Origin of the sequence: Mesorhizobium sp. CAU 1741, assembly GCF_039839275.1 — a bacterium.
In the GTDB taxonomy this organism is placed as follows: domain Bacteria; phylum Pseudomonadota; class Alphaproteobacteria; order Rhizobiales; family Rhizobiaceae; genus Aerobium.
Genome location: NZ_JBDOQP010000003.1, coordinates 79,827 through 96,131, shown reverse-complemented (window position 1 = coordinate 96,131; position 16,305 = coordinate 79,827). Strand labels below are relative to the sequence as shown.

At 63.0% G+C, this 16,305-nt stretch carries 19 protein-coding genes; 7 read left to right on the top strand and 12 right to left on the bottom strand.

Annotated features, from left to right (window positions below):
* Positions 1-4: 4 nt before the first annotated feature.
* On the bottom strand, positions 5-1,543 hold the full coding sequence (locus AAFN84_RS14120; RefSeq protein ID WP_347515247.1) for a HAMP domain-containing sensor histidine kinase: 1,539 nt from the start codon (positions 1,541-1,543) through the stop codon (positions 5-7).
* A gap of 145 nt (positions 1,544-1,688) precedes the next feature.
* Here AAFN84_RS14120 and AAFN84_RS14115 point away from each other — a divergent pair, with 145 nt between their 5' ends.
* The 4 genes from AAFN84_RS14115 to AAFN84_RS14100 all read left to right on the top strand — a co-directional run bounded on the left by AAFN84_RS14115 (position 1,689) and on the right by AAFN84_RS14100 (position 4,067).
* The gene (locus AAFN84_RS14115; RefSeq protein WP_347515246.1) at positions 1,689-2,228 is read left to right on the top strand and encodes a thermonuclease family protein; all 540 of its coding nucleotides are present in this window, start codon (positions 1,689-1,691) and stop codon (positions 2,226-2,228) included.
* Positions 2,229-2,240: 12 nt separating this feature from the next.
* Entirely contained in the window at positions 2,241-2,852 is a 612-nt protein-coding gene (locus tag AAFN84_RS14110) for a glutathione S-transferase (protein WP_347515245.1), read from the top strand.
* Positions 2,852-3,478 carry a uracil-DNA glycosylase family protein gene (locus tag AAFN84_RS14105; protein ID WP_347515244.1) on the top strand — a complete coding sequence of 209 codons (627 nt, stop codon included), beginning with the start codon at positions 2,852-2,854 and terminating at the stop codon, positions 3,476-3,478. Before AAFN84_RS14110 ends, AAFN84_RS14105 begins: the two co-directional genes overlap by 1 nt.
* Before the next feature lie 97 nt (positions 3,479-3,575).
* Positions 3,576-4,067 (top strand): Lrp/AsnC family transcriptional regulator, encoded by a 492-nt coding sequence (locus tag AAFN84_RS14100; RefSeq protein ID WP_347515243.1) that lies wholly within the window; start codon positions 3,576-3,578, stop codon positions 4,065-4,067.
* A gap of 12 nt (positions 4,068-4,079) precedes the next feature.
* On the opposite strand, the gene AAFN84_RS14095 is transcribed toward AAFN84_RS14100, so the two are convergent.
* The 8 genes from AAFN84_RS14095 to moaA form a co-directional block, all read right to left on the bottom strand.
* A complete protein-coding gene (locus AAFN84_RS14095) occupies positions 4,080-4,793 on the bottom strand; it encodes a DNA alkylation repair protein (protein WP_347515242.1) in 714 nt (237 codons plus the stop codon).
* A gap of 1 nt (position 4,794) precedes the next feature.
* The gene (locus tag AAFN84_RS14090) at positions 4,795-5,664 is read right to left on the bottom strand and encodes an NAD(P)-dependent oxidoreductase (RefSeq protein ID WP_347515241.1); all 870 of its coding nucleotides are present in this window, start codon (positions 5,662-5,664) and stop codon (positions 4,795-4,797) included.
* A gap of 43 nt (positions 5,665-5,707) precedes the next feature.
* Complete coding sequence (locus AAFN84_RS14085; RefSeq protein ID WP_347515240.1) at positions 5,708-6,541, bottom strand: ABC transporter permease; 834 nt, start codon at positions 6,539-6,541, stop codon at positions 5,708-5,710.
* The gene (locus AAFN84_RS14080; protein WP_347515239.1) at positions 6,538-7,251 is read right to left on the bottom strand and encodes an ABC transporter permease; all 714 of its coding nucleotides are present in this window, start codon (positions 7,249-7,251) and stop codon (positions 6,538-6,540) included. Before AAFN84_RS14080 ends, AAFN84_RS14085 begins: the two co-directional genes overlap by 4 nt.
* Before the next feature lie 91 nt (positions 7,252-7,342).
* A complete protein-coding gene (locus AAFN84_RS14075) occupies positions 7,343-8,122 on the bottom strand; it encodes an ABC transporter substrate-binding protein (RefSeq protein ID WP_347515238.1) in 780 nt (259 codons plus the stop codon).
* Positions 8,123-8,283: 161 nt separating this feature from the next.
* On the bottom strand, positions 8,284-9,492 hold the full coding sequence (locus tag AAFN84_RS14070) for a multidrug effflux MFS transporter (protein ID WP_347515237.1): 1,209 nt from the start codon (positions 9,490-9,492) through the stop codon (positions 8,284-8,286).
* Between the two features lie 85 nt (positions 9,493-9,577).
* A complete protein-coding gene (locus AAFN84_RS14065; RefSeq protein WP_347515236.1) occupies positions 9,578-10,498 on the bottom strand; it encodes a DMT family transporter in 921 nt (306 codons plus the stop codon).
* 110 nt (positions 10,499-10,608) lie between these two features.
* Positions 10,609-11,619, bottom strand: coding sequence for a GTP 3',8-cyclase MoaA (moaA, locus tag AAFN84_RS14060; protein WP_347515235.1), 1,011 nt, complete (start codon positions 11,617-11,619; stop codon positions 10,609-10,611).
* A 177-nt stretch (positions 11,620-11,796) separates the two neighbouring features.
* Between moaA and AAFN84_RS14055 the strand changes: the two genes are divergently transcribed.
* Positions 11,797-12,150 carry a DUF971 domain-containing protein gene (locus tag AAFN84_RS14055; RefSeq protein WP_347515234.1) on the top strand — a complete coding sequence of 118 codons (354 nt, stop codon included), beginning with the start codon at positions 11,797-11,799 and terminating at the stop codon, positions 12,148-12,150.
* Position 12,151: 1 nt separating this feature from the next.
* The gene (locus tag AAFN84_RS14050) at positions 12,152-12,763 is read left to right on the top strand and encodes a pyridoxamine 5'-phosphate oxidase family protein (RefSeq protein WP_347515233.1); all 612 of its coding nucleotides are present in this window, start codon (positions 12,152-12,154) and stop codon (positions 12,761-12,763) included.
* Between the two features lie 9 nt (positions 12,764-12,772).
* On the opposite strand, the gene AAFN84_RS14045 is transcribed toward AAFN84_RS14050, so the two are convergent.
* Positions 12,773-13,228, bottom strand: coding sequence for a MarR family transcriptional regulator (locus AAFN84_RS14045; protein ID WP_347515232.1), 456 nt, complete (start codon positions 13,226-13,228; stop codon positions 12,773-12,775).
* A gap of 268 nt (positions 13,229-13,496) precedes the next feature.
* Here AAFN84_RS14045 and AAFN84_RS14040 point away from each other — a divergent pair, with 268 nt between their 5' ends.
* On the top strand, positions 13,497-14,192 hold the full coding sequence (locus AAFN84_RS14040) for an alpha/beta fold hydrolase (RefSeq protein WP_347515231.1): 696 nt from the start codon (positions 13,497-13,499) through the stop codon (positions 14,190-14,192).
* 1 nt (position 14,193) lies between these two features.
* On the opposite strand, the gene AAFN84_RS14035 is transcribed toward AAFN84_RS14040, so the two are convergent.
* Together AAFN84_RS14035 and AAFN84_RS14030 are read right to left on the bottom strand one after the other, a co-directional pair.
* On the bottom strand, positions 14,194-14,595 hold the full coding sequence (locus tag AAFN84_RS14035) for a rhodanese-like domain-containing protein (protein WP_347515230.1): 402 nt from the start codon (positions 14,593-14,595) through the stop codon (positions 14,194-14,196).
* Positions 14,596-14,608: 13 nt separating this feature from the next.
* A complete protein-coding gene (locus AAFN84_RS14030) occupies positions 14,609-16,228 on the bottom strand; it encodes a fumarate hydratase (RefSeq protein WP_347515229.1) in 1,620 nt (539 codons plus the stop codon).
* Between the last annotated feature and the right edge of the window lie 77 nt (positions 16,229-16,305).

Genomic DNA, 16,305 nt, shown 5'->3' with positions numbered 1-16,305 from the left:
CGATCTATCGGCGCCTGCCGCCGGCCACCGCTGCCTTGTCGTGGTGCGGGACGGCCGGCAATTCTTCCATGACGCGGTGGGCCGGGAAGATTGCGATGGCTTCCGTGCCTTCGCGCAGCTTGGAGTGGAGCTGGAATTCGCCGCCATGCAGGGCGACAAGCCCCTGGACGATGGGCAGGCCCAGCCCCGTTCCCTGCTCGGCGCTCTTGATCGCGATCGACCCCTGGCCGAACGCCGACAGGACAACGGGAATCTCGTCATCCGGAATCCCCGGTCCGTTATCCTTGACCGAGACATATTGTCCGCCGCCCGCCGTCCATCCGACGCGCACCCGAACTTCGCTGCCGCTTGGCGCGAACTTGATCGCGTTCGAAAGCAGGTTGAGGGCGACCTGCCGCAACGACCGTTCGTCGGCAAACAGCCGCGGCAGATGCGGCTCGAACTGCTGAATGATGCGGATGTCCTTGTTGCGGGCCTTGAGCTCCATGAGATGGCAGCATTCCTCGGCCACGCTTTCGAGCGTCACCGGCTCCTCGCTCAACTGGTAGCGGCCCGCCTCAATGCGGGACAGGTCAAGGATCTCGTTGATCAGATGCAGAAGGTGCCTGCCAGAGCCGTTGATGTCGTTGGCATAGTCGCGATAGGTCTGGTTTTCGAGCGGCCCGAGCACTTCGTTGGCCATCACCTCCGAAAAGCCCAGGATCGCGTTGAGCGGCGTGCGCAGCTCGTGGCTCATCGTCGCAAGAAAGCGCGATTTTGCGAGGTTTGCTTCCTCCGCCCGGCGGCGCGCCTCATCCGACATCGCCTTGGCGGTCTCCAGTTCGCCGATCAGGCCATCCTTTTCGGCGCGGAAGGACAGCAGCATCACCGTCGAGGCATGCAGGTTCCTGGCGACATAGGTGAAGAAGGGTAGCGAGATGATCAGCAGCGCGGCCATGATGGTCTCGACCGGCAGCCATTCGGGCGACATCGCGATCGACAGTGCGAAGACGCCGACCGGAAGTGCGAAGGTCACCGCCAGCGCGCCGCTGAGCGCCGACGAAATGATGGCTGTCGCCGCGATGACGAGCAGCAGCAGCACGGCCTTGAGCACCGGGAACTGCTCGACCTGGCATTCGGCACAGCCGAGCCACGCGAAATAGGCCCAGCCGAGCCCACTGACGAAATGCCCGAGCAGGAACCCGCGCCGAACCTTGTCGCTTTCCAGATCGGATTGCTCAGTGCGGTCGACCTTTCGCGCGATCAGCGCCAGCCCGCCATAGCAGGTGATGGTGACGAGCGCCCACACCGCCATGTTCATGCCGACGCCGACCAGCAGCCCGGCGACGGACACGACCATGACCAGTAGCGGGATGGCGAGCGCGGTATTGACCATCGCGCGCGCGTGAAGCTTGAGGAGTTCGCGGTCGAAAACCGGGTTTCCAGCCTGCTGCGAGAGCCGGTCGCGCGTGCGGCGCACGGCGCGCGCGACATCGGGGTTGCGATGCGCCCGGGTGCGATCCACAATATTCTTGTCGGTCATCGTCGAGCGTGGCAACGCCATGAAGACTACAGTTCGCGCGTACTGGTTACTATCGAGGGGCAAACTATCGTCGAATGATTAAGAGACCCTTCCGGCCGTGAGGAGGTGGTCGCGCAGGCCGCGTCCGCGAAAGGCGTTTGGCCGACTGCTCGACCTGGCTCTGGCGATGGCGATCATCGCGGCAATGGCACTGCTCGCCGCACGCGCGCCGTGGGAACGCGAGGAGACAGTGCAGGGCGCCGCAAGCGTGGTGGACGGCGACACGATCCTGCTGCTTGGCACGCGGGTGCGTCTCTCGGAGATCGACGCGCCGGAGATTGCCCAGACCTGCATGGACCCATCCGGCCTGGCCTATGCCTGTGGCGAACGCGCGCGCTCAGCACTGATCGAGTTGATCGGCGGCCGCCAAGTGACCTGCGCGGGAAGGGGGCTCGATCGCTACGGCCGCCTGCTCGGCCGTTGCAGCGCCGGGGCCACCGATCTCAACCGGGCCATGGTGGAGGCGGGCTGGGCGGTCGCCTATGGGGACTTCAACGATGCCCAGGCGGTCGCGCGGCAGGAGAGCCGGGGCCTTTGGGCCGGCATTTTCGACCAACCGCAGGAGTGGCGGCGCCTTCACGGCGCAATCGACGACGGGGATGATCGCGGATTCTTCGCGCGGCTCTTCAATTTCTGGCATATGTCGCGTTATCCGAGCGATGATTGACAGGAGGAAACGATGAAGCTGTTTGATGGAGGCAAGGCGCCAAATCCGCGCCGCGTGCGGGTATTTCTGGCCGAGAAGGGTATCGAGGTGCCTTTGGTGCCGGTCGACATGGGCGCGATGGGCCACCGGGACGCCCAGATCGCGGAGCGGAACCCGCTGCGCCGTCTTCCGGTGCTGGAACTCGACGATGGCACGGTGCTGACCGAATCCGTCGCGATCTGCCGCTATTTCGAGGAGCTTCATCCGCAACCGGCGCTGTTTGGAACGGGTGCCCTGGGGCGTGCGCGCGTTGAGGAGTGGCAGCGGCGCATGGAGCTGTATTTCCTCTCGTCGGTCGCCAGCGCATTCCGGCATCTGCATCCGGCGATGAAGGAATGGGAGGTGCCGCAGGTGCCAGAATGGGGCGAGGCGAACAAGCCGAAGGCGCTCGACTTCCTGAAGATCCTCGACGCCGAACTGCAGAACCATGAATTCATTGCCGGCGATGACTACTCGATTGCCGACATCACCGGCATGATCGCGGTCGATTTCATGAAGCCGGCGCGGATTGCGGTACCGGATGAACTGACCAACGTAAGGCGCTGGCACGATTCCGTTTCGGCGCGCCCGAGCGCGAAGGCCTGATGCCGGATGGCCTCGACGCGCTGGTCGCGCATATCCGCGCCTGCCGGATATGTCGCGATCGACCGTCGGGGTCACCGCTGCCGCACGAACCGCGCCCGGTGGTCGTCGCGTCCTCGTGCGCCCCGATCCTGATCGCAGGGCAGGCGCCCGGCACGAAGGTCCATGCCACCGGGTTGCCCTTCAACGATCGCTCCGGCGATCGGCTGCGGGACTGGATGGGGGTGACGCGGGAGGCGTTCTACGACGCGGGCAAATTCGCGATCGCACCGATGGGCTTCTGCTTTCCCGGCCAGGACGCGCGCGGCGGGGACCTGCCGCCGCGCCGTGAGTGCGCGCCTGCGTGGCGTGCGGCCCTCGTCGCAGCCATGCCGCAGGTGGAACTGGTGCTGGCGATCGGCGCTCATGCACAGGCTTGGCATCTCGGCAACGCTAGGGCGCGCAACCTGACCGAGACCGTCGCCAACTGGCGGTCGATCCTGATGCGAAACACGGCGCCGCGCGTGCTGCCGCTGCCGCACCCGTCCTGGCGCAACACCGGATGGCTCAGGAAAAACCCGTGGTTCGAGGACGATCTGCTGCCGGTCCTGCGCCGCGAAATATCCATGCGCATCGGCGACAAAAGATAGGCGAAAGCTGCGTCTTCTCGGCAGGTTGAGAGAAGGATTTTCTTGTCGAGAGATAAATCTGCCGACATTATGGCATGGAATTCTACTGGAGCCTGCCATGGACCGTCTCGACAAGAAAATTCTCCGCCTCTTGCAGGAGGATTCGACGCTTGCCGTGGCCGATGTCGCCAAGAAGGTCGGCCTGTCGACGACCCCTTGCTGGCGCCGCATCCAGAAGCTGGAGGAGGAGGGCGTTATCCGCCGCCGCGTCGCGATCCTCGATCCGGGGAAGGTGAACACGCGCGTCAACGTCTTCGTCTCCATCCGTACCAACACCCACAGCATGGAATGGCTGAAGCGGTTTGCGGAGGTCGTGCAGGAATTTCCCGAAGTCGTCGAGTTCTATCGGATGAGCGGCGACGTCGACTACCTGCTTCGCGTCGTGGTGCCGGACATTGCCGCCTACGATGCCTTCTACAAGCGGCTGATCGCCAAGATAGAGATACGCGACGTGTCTTCGTCCTTCGCGATGGAGCAGATTAAGTACACCACGCAACTGCCACTCGACTATCTCGTTCTCGACAAGGAAAGCGGCGAGCGGGCGGCGTAACCCGGTCGCGAGCTATCCGGCGGCCTTCTTTTCCAGACGTCTTGTCGTCTTCTCCGAGGTCAGATCGCGGACGGCTTCCCTGCCGATCCAGCGCTCGTTCCTGTCCGGCGACGCGGCAAGTTCGCGGGCAAGGTCAAGCGCGGCGGCATTGAGCCGTGGCGACCGCTTGCCGACCGAGCGAAGCCCCCAGCTCACCGCCTTCCTGACGAAGTTGCGGTCGTCGTGCGCATGGCGCCGGATCGTCGGCAGGAAGCCGAGAAATGTCTCCTCCGGCTCCTTCTTGCGGTGCACGACCGACCACGCCATCATCGCGAAGGCTGCACGGCGGATGAACTCGCGCTCGTCTTCGGCGAATTCGTAGATCAGCTCCCGCCAATCATCGATATCGACAAAGAGGTTGGTGACGCCGTCGACCAAATCCCATGAGTCGAAATCCGCCGCCCAATGATGCGCGTCCGCCTTGGTGAAGCGCTTCGGGTCGGCGGTGATCGAGGCAATGAACTGGGCTTCGGTGATGCCGGTCCGCCATAGCGCGAAGGCGCGTTCGTGATCGCGACCGATCGCCTTGCCGATAGCGCGCTGCTCGCCATGCGAGATGCCGAGCGCGCGGTCTATTCGGATGCCGTAGCGCAGCATGCCCTGCCGGTTTTCCTCCGAGCCGATCGAACGCAGCCAAGCGACGACCTCGTCGGCGCTCGCGTTTTTCGACAGCGGCAGGGCGGGCATGTCAACGTTCGAGGCGCGCCAGCAGTGACGACGTATCCCAGCGCCGACCACCCATCGCCTGGACGTCCTTGTAGAACTGGTCGACGAGGGCGGTGACGGGGAGTTTTGCGCCGTTTCGATCCGCTTCCGCCAGGCAGATGCCGAGATCCTTGCGCATCCAGTCGACGGCGAAGCCGAATTCGTACTGGCCGGAATCCATGGTCTTGTGGCGGTTTTCCATCTGCCAAGAACCGGCCGCCCCCTTCGAGATCACCTCGATGACCTTTTCGATATCGAGGCCTGCCTTCTTGCCGAAATGAATGCCTTCCGAAAGGCCCTGCACGAGCCCGGCGATGCAGATCTGGTTGATCATCTTGGTCAGTTGCCCGGCGCCCGCCGGACCCATCAGCCCGACCATGCGCGCAAAGGCGTCGATCACCGGCCGCGCCTTGTCGAAGGTTGCCTGATCGCCGCCGCACATGACGGTCAGGACGCCGTTTTCCGCGCCGGCCTGGCCGCCGGAGACCGGGGCATCGATGAAGCCGAAGCCGCGTTTGCCTGCCTCTTCGTCCAGTTCGCGCGCGATGTCGGCTGAAGCGGTGGTGTGGTCGATGAAGATCGCGCCGGCCTTCATCGCCTCGAAAGCTCCATCGGGGCCGAGCGTGACGGCGCGAAGGTCGTCGTCATTTCCGACGCAGGCGAAGACGAAATCCTGGTCACGTGCTGCCTGCGCAGGGGTGGAGGCGTAGGTGCCGCCAAACTGCTTGACCCATTTTTCGGCCTTCGCGGTGGTGCGGTTATAGACCGTGACGTCGTGGCCGCCCTTGTCCTTCAGGTGACCTGCCATCGGGTAGCCCATGACCCCTAATCCGAGAAATGCAACCTTGGCCATGACGGCGCTCTCCTTGTCTGAAATGTGATGCTGGGATGCCGCGTCAGCGCTTGAGATGCTTGGTGATGCGGCGTTCGATCCAGTCGATAATGTTGCGCAGCGTTTCCACGATCGCAAGATAGATGATCGCCGCCCAGATGTAGGTCTGGAAGTCGAAGCTGCGTGAATAGGCCCGCCGCGTTTCACCCATCAGGTCGTAGACGGTGATGATGGCGACGATGGCTGAACCCTTGATCATCAGGATGATTTCGTTGCCATAGGGGCGCAGGGCGACGATCAGCGCCTGCGGCAAGATGATCTTGCGGAAGATGACGAGGCGATGGAGGCCGAGCGATTCTGCGCCTTCCCATTGCCCTTTCGGCACCGACTGCACCGCGCCGCGAAGAATTTCCGCCTGATAGGCGGCGGTGTTGAGCGTGAAGGCGAGAATGCCGCAATACCACGCCTCGCGGAAGAAGGTCCAAAGGCCGATTGCCTCCAGTTGCGGCCGGAAGGAGCCCAGTCCGTAGTAGATCAGAAAGGTCTGGGCCAGCAGTGGTGTGCCGCGGAAGAAATAGACATAGGCATAGGCCGGCCAGCCAAGCCATTTGCTGCGCGAGGCGCGCGCATAGGCAACGGGCAGCGACAGGAGCGCGCCCAGCACAAGCGAGATGCCGACAAGCTGGATCGTTATCAGAAGGCCGGATGCATAGTTGCCGGCATACCGGTCGAAAAGGTCCGGGTTCCACGCTCGCACGAGGAACACGACGAGCCCCAGGCCGGCGGCCGCCCAGAATGCCATCAGCACATGCCCGGCAATCCGCTGACCGGTCCACACCCGCGCAGGCGGCGGTGGTCGCTCGATCGCTTGGATGATGGTGGCGGCCGTCTCGCTCATCGTGACGCCACCGTCCGGCCGGTCCAGCGCTCGATATAGCCGAACACGATCGAGGACAGGATCGCAAGCACGAGGTAGAGGAGGCATGCGACGGAGAAGAACAGGAAAGCCTCCTTCGTCACCCTGGCGGCGATGCCGGCCTGGCGGATGATGTCGGAAAGGCCGATGACGGAGACCAGCGCCGTGTCCTTCAGGAGAATCAGCCAGAGATTGGACAGTCCGGGCAGGGCGATCCGGATGAGCTGGGGCAGCACGATAAGGCGCATCGTCTGCCATTTTGAAAGTCCGATCGCCCAACCGCCTTCATACTGACCGCGCGGAATAGCGCGGAATGCCGACAGGAAGACCTCGCTGGCATAGGACGAGAAGACCACGCCCAGCGCCACCATGCCGGCAGCGAAGGCGTTGATCTCGACATAGGCGTCCGGATTGAACAGCGCGGCGATGCGCTGCACGCCAAGCTGAACGCCATAGAAAACCAGAAACAGCGTCAGCAGTTCCGGCAGGCCGCGAAAGATCGTTGTGTAGATGTTGGCCGCAAGCCGCAGCGAGCGTTCTTCCGACTGCTTGGCCAGCGCGATGAGAAAGCCCGTGGCAAGACCCAGCGGCAGAGTGGCCAAAGCCAGCGACACGGTAACGAGCACGCCCGCGGCGATTTCGTCGCCCCAGCCTTCACCTCCGAAGCTGAGCAGTGTCAGCATTCCATCCATGGGCGCCGATTATTCCGTCTTGCGGGTCGATCGGGTCGAGACGAAGGGCGGCGGTCTGAACCGCCGCCCGGAGGCATCGCCGCCTCAGGCCTTATCCGCCATAGGCGTCGAAGGAGAAGTACTTGTCGTTGATTTCCTTGTACTTGCCATTCTCGCGGATCGCATCGATGGCGGCGTTGAACTTCTCGGCCAGCTCGGTTTCGCCCTTGCGAATGGCGATGCCCGCACCCTTGCCGTGGATCTCGTCGACAGGGGTGATCGTGCCGACGATCTTGCAGCAGGCGCCTTCTTCGGTCGCCAGCCACTCTTCAAGCACCGTGATGTCGTCATTGACGGCGTCGATGCGGCCATTGATGATGTCGAGCTTGTATTCATCCGCAGTCGGGTAGGAACGGACGTCGCTGTCGGTATAGGTGGCTTCCGAGTAATTCGAGTGTGTGGTCGAACCCTGGACGCCGATGGCCTTGCCGGCGAGATCTTCCTTGGTCACGCCCGCGATGTCGGTGTCCTTCGGCGCAGCGATGGCCGGCGGGGTGTTGTAGTATTTGTTGGTGAAGTCGACCTGCTCCATGCGCTCATCGGTGATCGACATCGACGCGATGATGGCGTCGAAGCGGTTGGCCTGCAGCGCGGGAATGATGCCGTCCCAGTCCTGGGTGACGAATTCGCACTCGACCTTCATTTCCTCGCAAAGCGCGTTGGCGATGTCGATGTCGAAGCCGACGAGCTGCCCGTCGGCGGTGAGGTTGTTGAAGGGAGGATAGGCGCCCTCCGTTCCGATGCGGAGCTTCTCCTGAGCCTGGGCCGCGCCCATCGTCAGCGCAATGGCGGCAGCCGATACGGCCAGCGAAACTCTTGAAATGATACGCATTGTGTTCCTCTCGATTAACCCGATAAAGCCGCGCTTATGTCGCAGCGGCAACTCAAGCGCCATTCTGTCTTTGCGCTTTGGGCGGATATTCCCACTGTTTTCCGCAAGATTGCAACGCTGAAATGCAGCCGCGCAACGATCGAAGGATGCCCGGCCGGAGCTTAGATGTCGCCTGCCTGACGCGCCACGCGGATGACGTAGAGGCCGGCGAGGACGGCGAGGGCGGACGAGACCACCATCACCTCAAGCAGGGGCCACGGCCCCGTATCCTGGCCCAGCATCGCGCCAGCGATCATCGACATGGTGGCGCCGCAGCCCACCTGCAAAGCGCCCCCGAGCCCCGCGGCACTGCCTGCCAGCTTCGGTCGCACGCTGACAATGCCGGCATTGGCGTTGGGCAAAGTCAGCCCGTTGCCAAGCCCGATGAGGAACATCGGGCTGAAGAAGCCTGGCGGCGACATGTGTCCGCTCGAAAGCACCACGTAGCAAATGCAGACCGCGGAAAGGGACACAAAGGCGCCCGCCGACATCATGCGATTGATGCCCAGACGGCCGGTAAAGCGCGCTGTCAGGAAGTTGCCGAGGATATAGCCGAGCGTGATCAGGCCGAAATACAAGCCGTATTCGGACGGTCTCATGCCAAGCATCTCGCTGGCGATGAACGGAGCCCCTCCCAAGAAAGCGAAAAAGGTTCCCGAGGTGAATCCTGCGGTCAGTGTGTAGCCCCAGAAGCGCCGGGAGCGAAAAAGCTCCGGATAGCGGTTGAACTGCTCGGTGAGGCTGGAGGAGCGGGCGTTGTTGGTTTCACCCAGGTCCAGAAATACGAAGGTGATGGCGATGCAGCCGAAGCCGAGCGTCAACAGGAAGGCGGCCTGCCAGCCATAGAGTTCGTCGAGAATGCCGCCGATGGCAGGCCCGATCATCGGCACCACGGCCATGCCCATGGTGATGTAGCCCATGCGGCTGGCGGCGTTGGCGGCACTGACCGTATCGCGAACGATCGCGCGCGAGAGCACCACGCCGGCCGCCGAGAAGGCCTGCATGACGCGGGCGACGAGCATCATTTCGATCGTCGGCGCATAAAGCGTGGCGACGGATCCGACCAGGAAAAACGAGAAGCATGTCAGCATCACCGGCCGGCGCCCGAAGCGGTCGGAGGCAGGCCCGATGAACAATTGCAGCACGGCGGTTGCGCCGAGATAGAGCGACACCGCCAACTGCACCACCGAGTAATCGGCCTGGAAGTGGCGCGCGATCGCCGGCAGCGATGGCAGGAAGACGTTCATCGCCAGCGCATTTGTGGCGGTAGCCAGAACGAGCGTCAGGATGTGAGGCGGCGTCGTGCGGTCGAGGAAGGTCGATGACATCACTCACCATTAGTTTGTTTAACGCGCGAAGCAATCCGTCTTCGGATCGACTTCGCCGAACGCCGTGCCTGGGCGCGGAACGTAGCTCTCAGACTCCGTCAGGAGCCATGCCGGGACCAGTGCTTTCGGCTGCCGGCCTGTGAGCGCCGACCTTTCGCTCGCGGTAGAGCGTATAGAGGCCTGAACCGACCACGGTGATCGCACCGACGATCATGGCGGTGTCAGGGATGTCGCCGAAGAGCACGAAGCCGAGTACGATCGCCCACAGGAGAGCGGTGTAGCGAAACGGTGCGATGAAAGAGATGTCGCCCACGCGCATCGACATGATGATGAACTGGTAGCCGACGATAAGCAGGACCGACGCGAGGGCCAGAAGACCGATATTGCCGTTGGTCATCGGGGTCCAGCCGCCCTGGAATGGTATCAGCACACCACCCGCGATGGTAATTGAGGCGGCGGTGACCAGCGATACGAGGAAGGAAGGGACCTCGGCCGGAACACGCTTCGTAGCGAGGTCTCGAACGGCGCAGAAACAGACGCTCAATAGCGCGAGAAGCGAATAGGCATTGAAGCCCTCGAAGCCGGGGCGAACGATGATCACGACGCCAAGAAAACCCACGCCGATCGCGATCCAGCGCCGCCAGCCGACCATTTCGCCAAGGAAGAGCGCGGCACCCATCGTCACCGCGAGTGGCAGCGCCTGCAATACGGCGGAGATATTCGCCAGCGGCATGTGTGCCAGCGCGGTGAGGAAACTGATCGTGGCGCCGAGTTCGCACACCGTACGAAGAGCAACCATTGGATGCATGGAGTGTGCCGGCACGCGCAGTGCGCCTTGTTGCCATGCAAGAAAGCCGATCATCGTCGTGGCGAAGACGCCGCGGACGAGCATGACCTGGCCCTGACTGATCGTCTCTACGACGCTCTTGGTGATCGCGTCGTTCACGATGAAGCCGGCCATGGACACGACCATGAACAGCGCACCGCGCAGGTTGGGGGATAGGACCAAGGACGTTTCCAGACGGGTTGTCGATTTTTCCCGACCTGTAGGCGCGCGCGTCAACGAGCGCAACGGTCAGCGCCCGGATTCCATGGGTCCATGAAGGCCTTCGAGGCCCGTCAGCCGCCGGTTACGCTCATGTGACGGGAGACGGCTGGACGCCGCGTGCGGCGGTCGATGACGAAGTCGTGCCCTTTCGGCTTGCGTCCGATCGCCTCGTCGATCGCCTGTGAGAGCAACTCGTTGCCTTCCGAAGCACGCAACGGCGCGCGCAGGTCGGCGGCGTCCTCCTGGCCGAGGCACATGTAGAGCGTGCCAGTGCAGGTGAGGCGCACCCGGTTGCAGCTCTCGCAGAAATTGTGGGTCAGCGGCGTGATGAAGCCAAGCCGGCCGCCGGTCTCGGCGACGTCGACATAGCGTGCGGGTCCGCCTGTCTTGTAGGGGATGTCCGTCAAGGTGAAGCGGCGCTCCAGATCGGCCCGCAATTTGGACAGCGGCAGGTACTGGTCGGTCCTGTCGGCGTCGATCTCGCCCATCGGCATGGTCTCTATCACCGTCAGGTCCATGCCGCGCCCGTTCGCCCATTCGAGCATCGCGGGCAGTTCCTGATCGTTGAAGCCCTTGAGCGCGACGGCGTTGATCTTGATCCTGAGCCCTGCCTTCTGGGCTGCGTCGATGCCGGCCATGACCTTCGACAACTCGCCCCACCGCGTGATCGCGCGGAATTTTTCGGGATCGAGCGTGTCGAGGGAGACGTTGATCCGCGTGACCCCGCACTCCGCCAGTTCGTCCGCAAAACGGACGAGCTGCGAGCCGTTGGTCGTCAACGTCAATTCTTCGAGAGCGCCGCTGTCCAGATGCCGTGAGAGCGCCCGCACGAGCGACATGATGTTCTTGCGGACCAGCGGTTCACCACCGGTCAGTCTGAGCTTGCGCACGCCTTTCTCGATGAAGACGCTGCACATGCGGTCGAGTTCCTCAAGGCTGAGAAGGTCGCGCTTGGGGAGAAACGTCATGTCTTCCGCCATGCAGTAGGTGCAGCGGAAGTCGCAGCGATCGGTCACCGAGACGCGCAGATAGGAGATGCTGCGCCCGAACGGGTCGATCATGTCGGCTTGGGAAAATGCCATGTTTCCGCTTATCCTCCGGCGCATGCGCCTTTCTGCGTCGGGTACGCATGCGCGCCCTTCGTAGCCTCAATGTCGGCCAAGCGCACGCTCAATTCAAGGGCGCAGCGTCTTCGCTTCATATGGCCACCGACAAACGGTCTCTGTAATGTCGCTGCAATCATCAATTTGGGGAATCACATGACCGCACCGACGGAGCTGCGCGTTTCCAAGGACAGGAAGCAGTTGAGCGTGACCTTTCCGGGGCATGCGCCGTTCACGTTTTCGGCAGAGATGCTGCGTGTGCTGTCGCCCTCGGCCGAGGTGCAGGGCCATTCGCCCGAGCAGCGGGTCACTGTTCCGGGCAAGATGCATGTCGCGATCTCGAAACTGGAGCCGGTCGGCAACTACGCGGTGCGCATCACCTTCGACGATTTCCACGACACGGGCATTTTCACCTGGGACTATTTCCACACGCTGGGTCACGAAAAGGAAACACGCTGGCAGTCCTATCTCGACGAATTGGCTGAAAAAGGCCTGTCGAGGGAAAAATGACATGGCAAAGATAAGCACGATTGCCGAACTCGAGGCGCTGTACGGCCAGCCTGGCGAAACGTCGCTGGTCAAGGAGCTTGACCGCCTCATTCCCGAATATGCGGCGTTCATTGAGGCGTCTCCATTCGTTGCGCTGGCGACCGCCGGGCCGGAGGGGCTCGATTGTTCGCCGCGCGGAGACCTGGCCGGCTTCGTTCGCGTCCAGGACGAAAAGACGCTGCTGATGCCGGACCGTCGCGGCAATAATCGCGCCGATTCGCTGAAGAACATCGTTCGCGATGGGCGGGTTGGGCTGCTGTTCCTCGTGCCGGGCTCGGGCACGACTCTGCGCGTCAATGGCAGTGCGGTGGTGACGGGCGATGAGGCGCTCTGCCAATCCTTCGCCGTCGACGGCCATGCGCCGCGTACGGTTACGGTCATCACGATCGATGCGGTCTATTTCCAGTGTGCCCGCGCCATCGTGCGTTCCGGTCTGTGGGACCCGGAGAGGCATGTCGATCCCAAGCGGCTCCCGACGCCGGGCCAGATACTTGCGTCGACCAGCCAAGCCCGTATCGACGGCGAGGCCTATGACGCCGAATGGCCGGGGCGCGCGGCCAAGACGATGTGGTGAGCCGGCAAATCAGTCGTCGCTTTTGAGCGCTTCCTCGATACGTCGCATCTGCTCGCCCATGGCGTCGCATTGCTCCGGGGTCGACTGCGCCATCACTTTGTCGACGATGCCGGTATAGACCTTTAGTGCGTCCCTGAGGCGTGCCTCGCCGGCTTCTGTCAGGAAAAGCCGGATCACCCGCTTGTCCTTCGTGTCGCCCTCGCGCCGGATCAATCCCTGCTTTTCGAGCTGGGGTACCAGCATGGTGATGTTGGATCGTCCCACCAGGAGCCTGTTGGCCACATCCTGTTGTGACATGCCCGGATGGCGGTAGACATTCATCATCACGTCGAGTTGGCCAAGCTTTAGGTCGAGCGGCGCCAGCGCGCGCGTCAACTCGCGCGCCACCGCCTTCTCGGCCCGCAGCAGCGCGATCCAGTTGCGAAAGCGCGGATTGTCCCAGGGCAGGGATTGCTTATTGTTCATCGTTGAACTAATCTGTTCATGATTGAACTATCTCGAAAGGTCATAGCCGTGGCCACTGTTGGTTACCTGCTGTTTCGTAGCGCATTCACCCTCGCCGAACAAATCGCGCCGCGCACGACGGGGCGTCTCGCCTTCGAACTTTTCTGCCGTACGCCGAACCCCGGGCGCGTGTCGAGACGCGAAGCGGAGCGGCTTCGCGATGCCGCGCCATTCATGGCCCGAGCAAGGCACGTCCATCTGAGCACGCCGCACGGGTGCGTGGTGGCACATGATTTTCGCAGCGAGGCGGGGGCGCGAAGCTCCGACGGTACTTGTTCTCCACGGCTGGCGCTCGCGCACCGAGCACATGCGCGCAATCATCGAGAGGCTTGTCGCGGAGGGGTTCAGGGTGGTGGCGCTCGATCTTCCCGGACATGGCGCGTCCGCCGGCCGGCGCCTGAACCTGGCGCTGGCCGTTGCCGCGGTGCGCACGACGGCCGACTGGTTCGGGCCGTTTGCCGCCATCGTCGGTCATTCGTTCGGAGGCGCGGTGGCGGTGAACGCGGTCGCGGGGTCTATCGGCGATATCGCGCCGGTGGAAGCCAAGCGCCTCATTCTCGTTGCATCACCCAGCTCCATGCCGGCGATCTTCGAGGATTTCGGCAGCTTCCTTGGACTGGGAGCGCACACGCAACTGGCCTTGGCCGGCGAGGTCCAGCGTGTCGCCGGGCACCCGCTGGAAACATATGTGGCGGCCGATCAGCTTCGTGGCCTTGCGGTACCGACGCTCGCCATTCACGCGCCCGACGACAAGGAAGTCGCGTTCGAGGAGGCGCGCCGCTTCGAGGCGGCCGGCCCGCATGTCCGCCTCCTGCGAGCCCCGGGCATGGGGCACCGCCGCATCCTGGCCAACCAGAGCGTCACCGATGCCATTGCCGACTTCACGCTGGCGGTGCCCGGGTGGCGCGGCATCGAGGCGGGCTAGATCAGTCCGGCTTGTCGCGTTTTTCGATCGGCAGCCCGGCCTCCCGCCACGCACCGAAGCCGCCTTCAATGTGCTTGACGGGCGACAACCCCATGTCCTGGGCCGTCTTAGTGGCCAGCGCGGAGCGCAGGCCGCCGGCGCAGAAAAAGACGAAGGTCTTGCCGCTGGCGAAGAGCGGCTTGTGATAGGGGCTTTCCGGGTCGATCCAGAATTCGAGCATGCCGCGTGTGGCGTGGAACGCACCGGGAATGCGGCCGTCGCGGTCGAGTTCGCGCGGATCGCGGATGTCTACGAGCACGACGTCGTCCGACTTCGCCATCTCGTGCGCTTCCGTCGGTGACACAGCCTCGATCTCGGCATTGGCTTCGTCGAGGAGGGCCTTGTAGCCCTTCTTCATTGGCATGATGATTTCTCCGCTAGCCGAGATTGAGTTCCTTGAAGAAGTCGTTGCCCTTGTCGTCGATGACGATGAAGGCCGGGAAATTCTCGACCTCGATCCGCCAGATCGCTTCCATTCCGAGCTCCGGATATTCGACCACTTCGACTCGTCTGATGCAATCCTGCGCAAGCCGCGCCGCCGGACCGCCGATAGAGCCGAGGTAGAAGCCGCCATGGCGACCACACGCTTCGCGGACTTGCCGCGATCGGTTGCCCTTGGCCAGCATCACCATCGAACCGCCGAAGGACTGGAACTGGTCGACATAGGAATCCATGCGGCCGGCCGTGGTCGGCCCGAACGAGCCGGACGCATAGCCCACAGGCGTCTTGGCCGGGCCGGCATAGTAGATCGGGTGGTTCTTGAAATAGTCCGGCATAGGCTCGCCGTTCTCGAGTCGATCTCGGATCTTCGCATGGGCGATATCGCGCGCAACGATGATGGAACCGGAAAGAGAAAGGCGCGTCTTTACAGGGTGTTGTGACAGTTCCTTGAGAATGTCCGGCATCGGCTGGTTGAGGTTGATGCGGACCACATGCGAAGTCAGCTTGTCTTCGTCGATGTCGGGCATGTAGCGGGCGGGATTGGTCTCAAGTTCCTCGATGAAGACGCCGTCCTTCGTGATCTTGCCCTTGGCCTGGCGGTCGGCGGAACATGAGACGCCGAGCCCGATCGGCAGCGATGCGCCGTGGCGTGGCAGGCGGATCACGCGCACGTCGTGACAGAAATACTTGCCGCCGAATTGCGCGCCGACGCCCATCTGCTGCGTAAGCTTGTGAACTTCAGCCTCCATCTCGATGTCGCGGAAGGCGTGGCCGTCCTCGCCGCCGGACGTAGGCAGCCCGTCGAGATAGCGCGTGGAAGCGAGCTTGACGGTCTTCAGGTTCATCTCCGCAGACGTGCCGCCGATCACGATGGCCAGATGATAGGGCGGGCAGGCAGCCGTACCGAGCGTCAGGATCTTCTCCTTGAGAAAGTCGATCATCCGGTCATGGCTGAGAAGCGACGGGGTGCCCTGATAAAGAAACGTCTTGTTGGCCGAGCCACCGCCCTTGGCGACGAACAGGAACTTGTAGGCGTCCTCGCCTTCCTCGTAGATGTCGATCTGTGCCGGGAGATTGTTCTTTGTGTTCTTCTCCTCGAACATGGAGATCGGCGCGAGCTGCGAATAGCGCAGGTTCTTGCGGTTGTAGGCGTCGAGAACGCCTTGTCCCAAGAGCGCGTCGTCGCCGCCTTCGGTCCATACGCGGCGGCCCTTCTTGCCCATGATGATCGCGGTGCCGGTGTCCTGGCACATCGGCAGGATGCCGCCGGCGGCGATATTGGCATTCTTCAGCAGGTCATAGGCGACGAAGCGGTCATTGTCGGTCGCTTCGGGGTCATCGAGGATCGAGGCGAGCTGCTTGAGGTGACCGGGCCGCAGAAGATGGTTGATGTCGGAGAAAGCGGTCTCGGAGAGCAGGCGCAGCGCCTCCGGCTCGATCGCGAGGATTTCCTGGCCCCTGAACATGTCGGTCGACACGTGGCCGGAGGTCAGCTTGCGGTAAGGGGTGTCGTCTCCGGTGACGGGAAAGAGGCTGGCTGTTGCCTGATCGGCCATGGCGTGCATCCCATTGATATGGCGTGAAGCTGGTGTCTCTTTAGCGGCGTCGACATGGGAATCCAATTGCTCTATCG

What these genes read in the sequence shown, in the direction of transcription:
- AAFN84_RS14120 (WP_347515247.1), bottom strand. Translation starts at nt 1,543, where the DNA reads ATGGCGTTGCCACGCTCGACGATGACCGACAAGAATATTGTGGATCGC.
- AAFN84_RS14115 (WP_347515246.1), top strand. Translation starts at nt 1,689, where the DNA reads ATGGCGATCATCGCGGCAATGGCACTGCTCGCCGCACGCGCGCCGTGG.
- AAFN84_RS14110 (WP_347515245.1), top strand. Translation starts at nt 2,241, where the DNA reads ATGAAGCTGTTTGATGGAGGCAAGGCGCCAAATCCGCGCCGCGTGCGG.
- AAFN84_RS14105 (WP_347515244.1), top strand. Translation starts at nt 2,852, where the DNA reads ATGCCGGATGGCCTCGACGCGCTGGTCGCGCATATCCGCGCCTGCCGG.
- AAFN84_RS14100 (WP_347515243.1), top strand. Translation starts at nt 3,576, where the DNA reads ATGGACCGTCTCGACAAGAAAATTCTCCGCCTCTTGCAGGAGGATTCG.
- AAFN84_RS14095 (WP_347515242.1), bottom strand. Translation starts at nt 4,793, where the DNA reads ATGCCCGCCCTGCCGCTGTCGAAAAACGCGAGCGCCGACGAGGTCGTC.
- AAFN84_RS14090 (WP_347515241.1), bottom strand. Translation starts at nt 5,664, where the DNA reads ATGGCCAAGGTTGCATTTCTCGGATTAGGGGTCATGGGCTACCCGATG.
- AAFN84_RS14085 (WP_347515240.1), bottom strand. Translation starts at nt 6,541, where the DNA reads ATGAGCGAGACGGCCGCCACCATCATCCAAGCGATCGAGCGACCACCG.
- AAFN84_RS14080 (WP_347515239.1), bottom strand. Translation starts at nt 7,251, where the DNA reads ATGGATGGAATGCTGACACTGCTCAGCTTCGGAGGTGAAGGCTGGGGC.
- AAFN84_RS14075 (WP_347515238.1), bottom strand. Translation starts at nt 8,122, where the DNA reads ATGCGTATCATTTCAAGAGTTTCGCTGGCCGTATCGGCTGCCGCCATT.
- moaA (WP_347515235.1), bottom strand. Translation starts at nt 11,619, where the DNA reads ATGGCATTTTCCCAAGCCGACATGATCGACCCGTTCGGGCGCAGCATC.
- AAFN84_RS14055 (WP_347515234.1), top strand. Translation starts at nt 11,797, where the DNA reads ATGACCGCACCGACGGAGCTGCGCGTTTCCAAGGACAGGAAGCAGTTG.
- AAFN84_RS14050 (WP_347515233.1), top strand. Translation starts at nt 12,152, where the DNA reads ATGGCAAAGATAAGCACGATTGCCGAACTCGAGGCGCTGTACGGCCAG.
- AAFN84_RS14045 (WP_347515232.1), bottom strand. Translation starts at nt 13,228, where the DNA reads ATGAACAATAAGCAATCCCTGCCCTGGGACAATCCGCGCTTTCGCAAC.
- AAFN84_RS14040 (WP_347515231.1), top strand. Translation starts at nt 13,497, where the DNA reads ATGATTTTCGCAGCGAGGCGGGGGCGCGAAGCTCCGACGGTACTTGTT.
- AAFN84_RS14035 (WP_347515230.1), bottom strand. Translation starts at nt 14,595, where the DNA reads ATGCCAATGAAGAAGGGCTACAAGGCCCTCCTCGACGAAGCCAATGCC.
- AAFN84_RS14030 (WP_347515229.1), bottom strand. Translation starts at nt 16,228, where the DNA reads ATGGCCGATCAGGCAACAGCCAGCCTCTTTCCCGTCACCGGAGACGAC.